Source organism: Streptomyces sp. NPDC054786 (assembly GCF_053611685.1).
In genome coordinates this window covers 60,572-68,403 of record NZ_JBSHAW010000036.1, presented here as the reverse complement: position 1 = coordinate 68,403, position 7,832 = coordinate 60,572, and the positions used below count along the sequence as shown (strand labels likewise).

Here is a 7,832-nt window from a genome sequence, read left to right as displayed (position 1 = left end):
GCCCACAACGTCCACACCCCCCCCCCAACCCCGCCGCTCCGCGGACCCCCCGTCCTCCCGCGCGGGGGGGGCCCACCCGGCCCCGACCGGTCCCCCCCCCACGCCGGACTGCCCGCTGCGTCGTGGCGGGCCGCTTCCAGCGGCTGGGCCGGCTCACCTGCCCACGACCGCGGTGTGGGCGGCACGGTGCCGCACCTCTCGGAGGTCGCACGCCTCAACTCTTACCTCGGGACACGGAGTTCACCGGTCGCGGCCAAGGCGGCCCGGCCGGTGATACGCGGAGTGTCGTCGGTGACGGTGACCCGGAGGTGTGCGGGCCGGCCGAGCGCGTGTCCCTGGACGATGGCCACCTGGTCACCGGCCCGACCGTGCCGGCGCAGCAGGCAGGCAAGCGGACCCGCTGCGCTCCCGGTGGCCGGGTCCTCGGTGATACCGGCGACCGGATTGACGAAGCGGGCATGCACATCGGCACGGGGCTCGGCCGGGTCGAGGGCGTACATGTACACACCCTGACCGCCGACATCGGGCAGCAGCGCCCGTAGCCGGGCGGCGTCCGGACGCGCGGCATCGACGACACCACGGTCGCGGAGCCCGGCCATCAGATGCGCCGCACCGGTGGAGACCACCTGCGCCACCGGCAGCCCGGCGGCCGCCCCCAGTCCGTCACCGTCGACCCCGAGCGCGTCGGCAAGGGCGGCCAGGTCGGTCAACTCGTCGCCGTACTCGGCCGCTCGCTGCTCCATGGTGACCTCGATGAGGCCGTTCCCGCCGGCAGCGATCTCGACCGGCAGCACCACGGAACCCAGCTGCTGGTGCCAACGGCCCGCGCCGCCGCGGGGGCCGAGCCGGCCCACGGCGGCCAGCCACCACCAGGCACCGAGGGCATTGTGGCCGGCCCCGAACACCTCGATACCCGCCGCGGTGAAGGAGCGCAGCCGCCAGGTGGCACCGGGCCGCGTCGGACGCAGCACAAACGTCGTCTCCGCCTGATGGAACTCGCGGGCGATACGGGGCAGCAGCCCTTCGGGCAGTGCATCGGCGTCGGGAACGAGGGCCAGCGGATTGCCCTCCAGCGGCTGGTCGGTGAAGACGTCCACCAGGGCGAACGGGGTGCGGTCGGCCATGGCTGAGCTCCTCTCGGCGAGGTCGGTCCGCGCCCAGGCTACGTCCGGCCCCGTGCACCCGGCGGACGGCTCGGAACCGTCGATGATGTCGTCCTGGTGCGCATCGGCCCACCGGGCGAACGTCCGGGCGGGGTGGCCGGTCGGGCACAGGATGCCGTCGGCGGGCCGGTCGGGATGCTCGGCGGGCTGCCCCGGCGATCAGCAGTCGCAGCAGCTGCAGCAGTCACAGCAATCGCAACCGTCGCAGCAATCGCAGTTCTGGCAGCACCCCTCGCGCTTCTTGCGCGACCACGGTCCCTCGTACTCCTCCGCGCAGCAGAGCTTGCAGGTGCAGCACAGCCCGATGGCGACCGCACAGCCGGCGAAGAAGCCACGGGGCTTCTTCGGCTGCTGCGGGAACTGCGGCATCCCGCCCTCGCCACCGCCGGAGCCGCCGCCATGGCCGCCGCCCGGACCGCCGGGGCCCACCGGACCGCCGCTGTACGGGTTCTGAGGCCCGTTCAGAGGCTGCTGACCATGGGCGTACGGGCCGCCGGCCGGTGCCTGACCGTACTGGGGCGGCGGGCCGTTCCGGTACGGGTTCCCGCCCTGGCCGTCGTACGGCCCCGGCGCGCCGTGCCCCTGGTGGGAGCAGGCGGCCGTACCGAAGGCACGGTCCACCGAGCGGCGCAGTTCGTGCACCAGCAGCACATGCACCAGAGCGGAGTCGGTGAACTCCACGTCGCGCAGCGCGAGGCGGATGCCGTGCAGCGCGTCGTCGCACAGCCGGCGGGCCTGTGCGGCGGTGGCGCCCGTGGCGGCGAGCGGGTTCCAGGCGCCCTCGGCGGCGTCCGCCGTACGGTCCTCCACAGCGTCGAGGAGATGGGCCAGCCGTCCGAAGAGCCGGCCGGCCTCGGCCAGCGGCGCGGCGTTGCCCGGCCGGCCGGCCAGCACCGCGGTGTGGGCGAAGGCCGCGGCGGTCGCCGTCTCGGTCGGTTCGGTGATGACCGTCAGCGGTGTGCCGGGCCCGGCCAGCTCCTCGATGCCCAGCTGCCGGTCGACCGCGTCGACGAGTACGGCGGTGTCGAAGCCGAGGGTGGCGCCGGTGCGCGCCCCGGCCCGGTCCCATCCCGCGGCGACCTTGCGCGCGGCGGCGGCCACCGGCCGGCGGCGCAGCGCTCCGTTCCCGTCGGCGACATGGTCACGTATCTTCGCCGAGGCGAGCACGAGGGACACCGACGCCGCGAGCCGCGCGCCCTCCCCGTTCGCCACCGAAGCGGTACGCATACCCCGCAGCGGACAGGGCCCCGCGGTACGGCGGTGAGCCTGCGCGGGAGCGGACTGAGCATCCGTCAGCACGGAGACGATCAGCCCGTCGTAGTTCGTGACGACCCGGGCGAACTGCCCGTGATCGCCCCGAAGCGCGAGACAGAGACCGCACAGATGGGCCATCCACTCCGCCTTGAGCCCTTGCGACAGGCGATGTGTGCAGGGCCTGACGATTCCGAACATATGGCAACCCCCGTAGGACGTCGGCGTGGACCGGCCTCAGTCGGCATGGGCCGGCAGCGGCAGGAATGGTACCCAGTGTGCCGTTGACCTGGACACACACCCCCGGTGCGGGGGCGGCAGCACTGATGCGCCGTCACGTTCGCGGTGGCGGTGGCGGTGCGCGCCGGTGCCGCCCGGTCCGGGTGGCAGCCGGCCGGGGCACCGCAGGGGCCATGTCCGAGGGGCCACGGGCCGGTACCCGTTTCGCGTAGCTGCGGGACGCCCAGGACGGCACGGTCATCGAGCTGATCCGGCCCGGCCCCTCGCGGTGGTGAAGGCGGCCGCTCCGCCGTGCCAGGGGTAGCACCGGCGGAGCGGCCGCGGGGCCCAGGTCACAGGAAGGCCGGGCCAAGCCGGGAATCGGGGAAAATCCCGCGGCACACCCCTATGTACGGACCGCGCCCCGGGACTGTTCAGCCGGCTTCGGGATTCGTCGGGGCACGGTGCGCCGGCGTCAGAGCGCCGCGGGCTCGGCCGGCCCCGCCCCGGGATGGTGGCGCAGACGCGCGGCGAGGACGGCGACATCGTCCTCGGCATGCAGACCGTCGAGGCGGAGCAGGACCTCGTCGAGTGCCTCCGCCACACCGGCCCCGGCGGGCAGCCGTATCCGGGCCAGCCGGGACAGGGAGACGTCGATGTCTTCACCGCGCCGCTCGACGAGACCGTCGGTGAACATCAGCAGGGTGTCCTCGGAAGTGAGGGTGCGGGTGACGAGTTCGTAGCCCCCGACCCCGGTGCCCAGGGGCGGGCCGACGGGGACCCGGACGAGGTCGGCCACGCCCTCGCGGCTGAAGACCGCCGGAGGGAGATGGCCCGCGCTGGCGAACGCGGCGATTCCGCGCGCCGGATCGACCTGGGCCAGCAGACAGGTCGCCGGACGCCGGGTCTCGTCCTCGGCCACGGCGGCGTCGAGTTGGCGCAGTACGCGATGGGGCGGCAGATCGGTGGAGGCGACATAGCGCAGGTGGGAGCGGTAGGCGTTCATGTCGACCGCCGCGTCGAGTCCGTGTCCCATCACATCGCCCATGACGAGCAGGGTGCGCCCGTAGTGGAGCCGCACCGTCTCGAACCAGTCGCCGCCGACCAGGGCGCTGCTGCCGGAGGGCAGATAGCGGGTGGCGAGTTCCAGGTTGGGGTGCGGCCGGCCCGGCTCCGCGAGGAGCGCCCGCTGCAGGTCCATCGCCGTGCCCTGCACCGCGGCGTACCGGCGGGCGTGTGCGAGGTGGGCGGCGGTGAGACGGGCCAGGAAGTGCGCCGTGGCGGTCTCGTCCGCGGTGAAACTGCCACCTGCGCGGAGGGCCAGCAGCGCACCGTAGCGGCGGCCGTGCGCGAGGAGCGGCACCGACAGCGCCCCGGCGGAGCGGCCGCCCGGCAGGGTTGCCGTCGCGGTGACGGGCCGGCCCTCGGCCAGGGCCCGCAGCGCGGGTGACCCGCCGTCGGACGGTTCCGGGCCCTCGTCGGGGAACCGCGCCTCCAGCACCTTGACCAGGCCTGCCGTCGCCACGCGTCGCAGTGCTGCCGGGGAGCGTGACCGCGCTCCGGTGCCCTCCGCGTCGAGCAGGTCCACCGCGGCGGCGTCGCACAGGTGCTGGCACAGGAACCGGGCCAGCTCGGCACAGGTGGTCTGCTCGTCCAGGGTGGTGCCGATGCGTTCGGCGGCTTCCTCCACCGTGCGCAGACGGGCCAGTAGGCGGGCAGGATCGGCGTCCCGATCCCCGTCCGGGCCATCCTGGTTCGACAAGGCCACCTCCAGGGCGCTGCGGCCCGCCTCCTGCGCGGCCCCGCCCATGATCCGCCGGACTAGCCCCGGGCGGCCGCACGGCCCGCCGCGGCGTGGCGCCGGTCCTCCGTGCGGCCGAGGCCGCGGCCTGTCGGGCGTCGGGCCGTAGTACCGGGCTACCCGGGTACTCCCCCGGCCCGCGGTTCCCGGCGGGGCGGCGGTCGACATCTCCGCCGGGAACCCTCGGTGATCGTCAGGTGAGGACGCCCGTGCCCAGCAGGCCGAAGAGCAGCGCGCCGACGAGGATCCGGTAGATCACGAAGGAGTTGAAGGAGTGCTTGGCCACGAACTTCAGCAGCCAGGAGATCGAGGCATAGGCGACGCCGAAGGAGACGACGGTGCCGATGGCCAGGGGTGCGACGGCGGCGCCGCTGCCGATGGCGTCCTTCAGCTCGTAGATACCGGCTCCGGTGAGGGCCGGGATGCCGAGGAAGAAGGAGAGGCGGGTGGCCGCGACGCGCTCCAGGTCGAGGATGAGGGCGGTGGACATCGTCGCCCCGGAGCGGGAGAAGCCGGGGAAGAGCAGGGCGAGGATCTGCGAGCAGCCGACCCACATGGCGTCCTTGAGCGAGGTGTCGTCCTCACCGCGCTTGTGGCGGCCCATCTGGTCGGCCGCCCACATCACCCCGCTGCCGATGATCAGCGAGCCGGCCACCACCCACAGGGAGGCGAGGGGGCCTTCGATCAGGGGCTTGGCGGCCAGGCCGACGACGACGATCGGGATGGTGGCGTAAATCACCCACCAGGCGAACTTGTAGTCGTGGTGGTAGCGCTCCTCGCGGTTGCGCAGGCCCCGGAACCACGCGCCCACGATGCGCACGATGTCCTTGAAGAAGTAGACGAGCGCCGCGGCGATCGCGCCGACCTGGATGACGGCGGAGAAGCCGACCACGGCCGTGTCGTCGACGGGGATCCCCATCAGACCTTCGGTGATCTTGAGATGGCCGGTGGAGGAGACCGGAAGGAATTCCGTCACCCCCTCAACGGCTCCGAGGACGACGGCTTGGCCGATGCTGATCGCGCTCATGGGATCCATTTCTGGGGATGGTGTGAACGTGCGGCGCGGATGCGCCGTGGTGCGGTGGGCTTCGGGTTCTGCGGCCGGGCGGGTGGCGGGGACGAGGGGGCATCGGCGCCGTCGGCGATGCCCTCGCATCGGCCGCGGCGGGTCCCGGGGATACCTCCGGCGTCACCGACACACACGTATGCCTCGGCACACGGGTCGGTCAGGCGACTGTACTGGTGGTCCTGCCGTCGGGCCCAAGGGAACGGCCTCGCGGGCCGCCGCGGTACCGGCCCGGCGGGCGGGCGGGGCGGCGCGGGCGGCAAGGGCGGCAAGGGCGGCGCAGGCGGCGCGGGCGGCGCGGGCGGCAAGGGCGGCAAGGGCGGCGCGGGCGGCGCGGGCGGCCGGCGAACGAGGCCGGGGCGGGCCGGGCCACGGCAGCGGCCCCGGGTGGCGGATGTCCGCCGGAATTCGATACGGATGAACGGTGCCCCTGCCCGGCGACGTACAGGGGGACGGATACCCGGGCACCGAGCCATGGCGTCAGCCCCTCCCCCGCGATGGGCCGGGATGCGTCCCGCGCGCCCCGGCGTCTACAGTGCCACAGATGGTCTACAACACTGTAGACGACCAGGGGAGGAACCGTCCCATGGCCGAGGCACAGGCTCACCGCCGGTCCGCGGGCGAACCGGAGGCGAAGGTCCACGCAGCATTGTGGGCCACCGGCTCCCGCACGCTCACACCAGGAGCACCGCCCGGCGCCTGTAGGGTCCTTCACCCGTCCCGCACCAGCCCCTATGAGGAGCCAGGATGTCGCTTGCCACGATCGTCACGGTGATCGCCCCCACCACCACGGCAAGAAGGGCCCGGCGGCCGACGGACCGCTGGGAGGCCGTCTCGTGACCCCTCCTCCCCGCTCCTCCGCCCTGCAGGAAACCGGCCGGCCGGCCCCCGCCGCGCGGCTCGACGTCTCCGCCCGCTCCCCCGCCGTCGCTCCGCGCGAGCCGGCACCGCCGCCCCCGGTAAAGCAGCACCGCGACGCATTCTTCGACAACGCCAAGTACCTGGCGATCGTGCTGGTGGCGCTGGGCCACGCCTGGGAGCCGCTCTATGCCGGCAGCCGGAGCGCGGCCGCGCTCTACATCTTCGTCTACGCGTTCCACATGCCCGCGTTCACCGTCATATCCGGGTACTTCTCCCGCAGTTTCGATATGCGCCGCGACCGGCTGCAGCGGCTGGTCACCGGCGTCGTCGTCCCGTACATCCTCTTCCAGACGGCTTACGCGCTGTTCCGGTACTGGGCCGGCGACCTGCCGGACTTCTCGGTCGACCTGCTGGACCCGTGGTTCCTCACCTGGTTCCTGGCCGCCCTGTTCCTCTGGCGGCTCACGGCCCCGCTGTGGCGGATCGTGCGGTGGCCGGTGCCCTTGGCCCTGGCGATCGCCCTGTCGGCCTCCGTCTCGCCGGACCTCGGCAGCGGCCTGGACCTGCAACGGGTCCTGCAATTCCTGCCGTTCTTCGTCCTCGGCATGTGTCTGAAGGCGGAGCACTTCAGCCTCGTGCGCTGCTGGGCGGCGCGCATTGCCGCGGTGCCCGTCCTCGTGACCGCGCTGGCCTTCGCGTACTGGGCCGTGCCGCGCATGAACGACGCGTGGTTCTACCACACCGACAGCGCACAGAAGCTGGGTGTGCCGTGGTGGTGCGGCATCCTGATGCAACTGGCCATGTTCGGCTGCTCAATGGTCCTCACGGCCTGCTTCCTGGCCTGGGTGCCCGGCCGCCGGACCTGGTGCACCGTACTGGGCGCGGGCACGCTCTACGGCTACCTGCTGCACGGCTTCCTCGCCAAGGCATCCCGCTGGTGGGACTGGTACGACGCCGACTGGATCCACACCCCGTGGGGCGCCATCGCCATCACGCTCCTCGCCGGGGCGATCGTGACGCTGCTGTGCACACCACCGGTCCAACGCGCCCTGCGCTTTGCCATGGAGCCGAAGATGCGGTGGGCCTTCCGAGCGGAACCCGCGCTCTCTGCGCCGCGGGACCGTACGCCATGACGAGGGAGGAGGGGCGGACCGAACGGCGCTGACCGCTCCCCGCACGGGCAGTGGCTCGCTCCTCGTCGAAGGTGCCGGTGCGCTGCGGCCGGACCCGGTACGACGTGAACTGTCCGTGCAGGGAGGGCCGGTGCCCCGCACGCCCACCGAACTCCGGCTGCCGGCCTGCCGGATGGCGGCCCCGGCACACCCGCCGTGGCGGTGGCCGGGGCTCCGGTGACCGTGGACGCGGCGGCCGGCGGCACACCGGCCGCCGCCGGCCCCACCGCCCCCTCCTGCGGACCGGCCCTCCCCGGCCGTCTCCACGTCCCGCTCGGTGCGGGTGAGGTGCCTGACGA

At 73.5% G+C, this 7,832-nt stretch carries 5 protein-coding genes; 1 reads left to right on the top strand and 4 read right to left on the bottom strand.

Annotated features, from left to right (window positions below; all coding sequences use genetic code 11):
* Positions 1-221: 221 nt before the first annotated feature.
* The 4 genes from ACWGI6_RS27735 to ACWGI6_RS27720 form a co-directional block, all read right to left on the bottom strand.
* Positions 222-1,124 (bottom strand): PhzF family phenazine biosynthesis protein, encoded by a 903-nt coding sequence (locus ACWGI6_RS27735; protein WP_453270042.1) that lies wholly within the window; start codon positions 1,122-1,124, stop codon positions 222-224.
* Between the two features lie 198 nt (positions 1,125-1,322).
* On the bottom strand, positions 1,323-2,615 hold the full coding sequence (locus ACWGI6_RS27730) for a DUF5685 family protein (RefSeq protein WP_453270041.1): 1,293 nt from the start codon (positions 2,613-2,615) through the stop codon (positions 1,323-1,325).
* Positions 2,616-3,108: 493 nt separating this feature from the next.
* Positions 3,109-4,395: a PP2C family protein-serine/threonine phosphatase gene (locus ACWGI6_RS27725; RefSeq protein WP_453270040.1), complete on the bottom strand. Its 1,287-nt coding sequence runs from the start codon at positions 4,393-4,395 to the stop codon at positions 3,109-3,111.
* A 232-nt stretch (positions 4,396-4,627) separates the two neighbouring features.
* Entirely contained in the window at positions 4,628-5,461 is an 834-nt protein-coding gene (locus ACWGI6_RS27720; RefSeq protein ID WP_453270039.1) for an undecaprenyl-diphosphate phosphatase, read from the bottom strand.
* An 875-nt stretch (positions 5,462-6,336) separates the two neighbouring features.
* Here ACWGI6_RS27720 and ACWGI6_RS27715 point away from each other — a divergent pair.
* Positions 6,337-7,494, top strand: coding sequence for an acyltransferase family protein (locus ACWGI6_RS27715; RefSeq protein ID WP_453270038.1), 1,158 nt, complete (start codon positions 6,337-6,339; stop codon positions 7,492-7,494).
* Positions 7,495-7,832 lie beyond the last annotated feature (338 nt).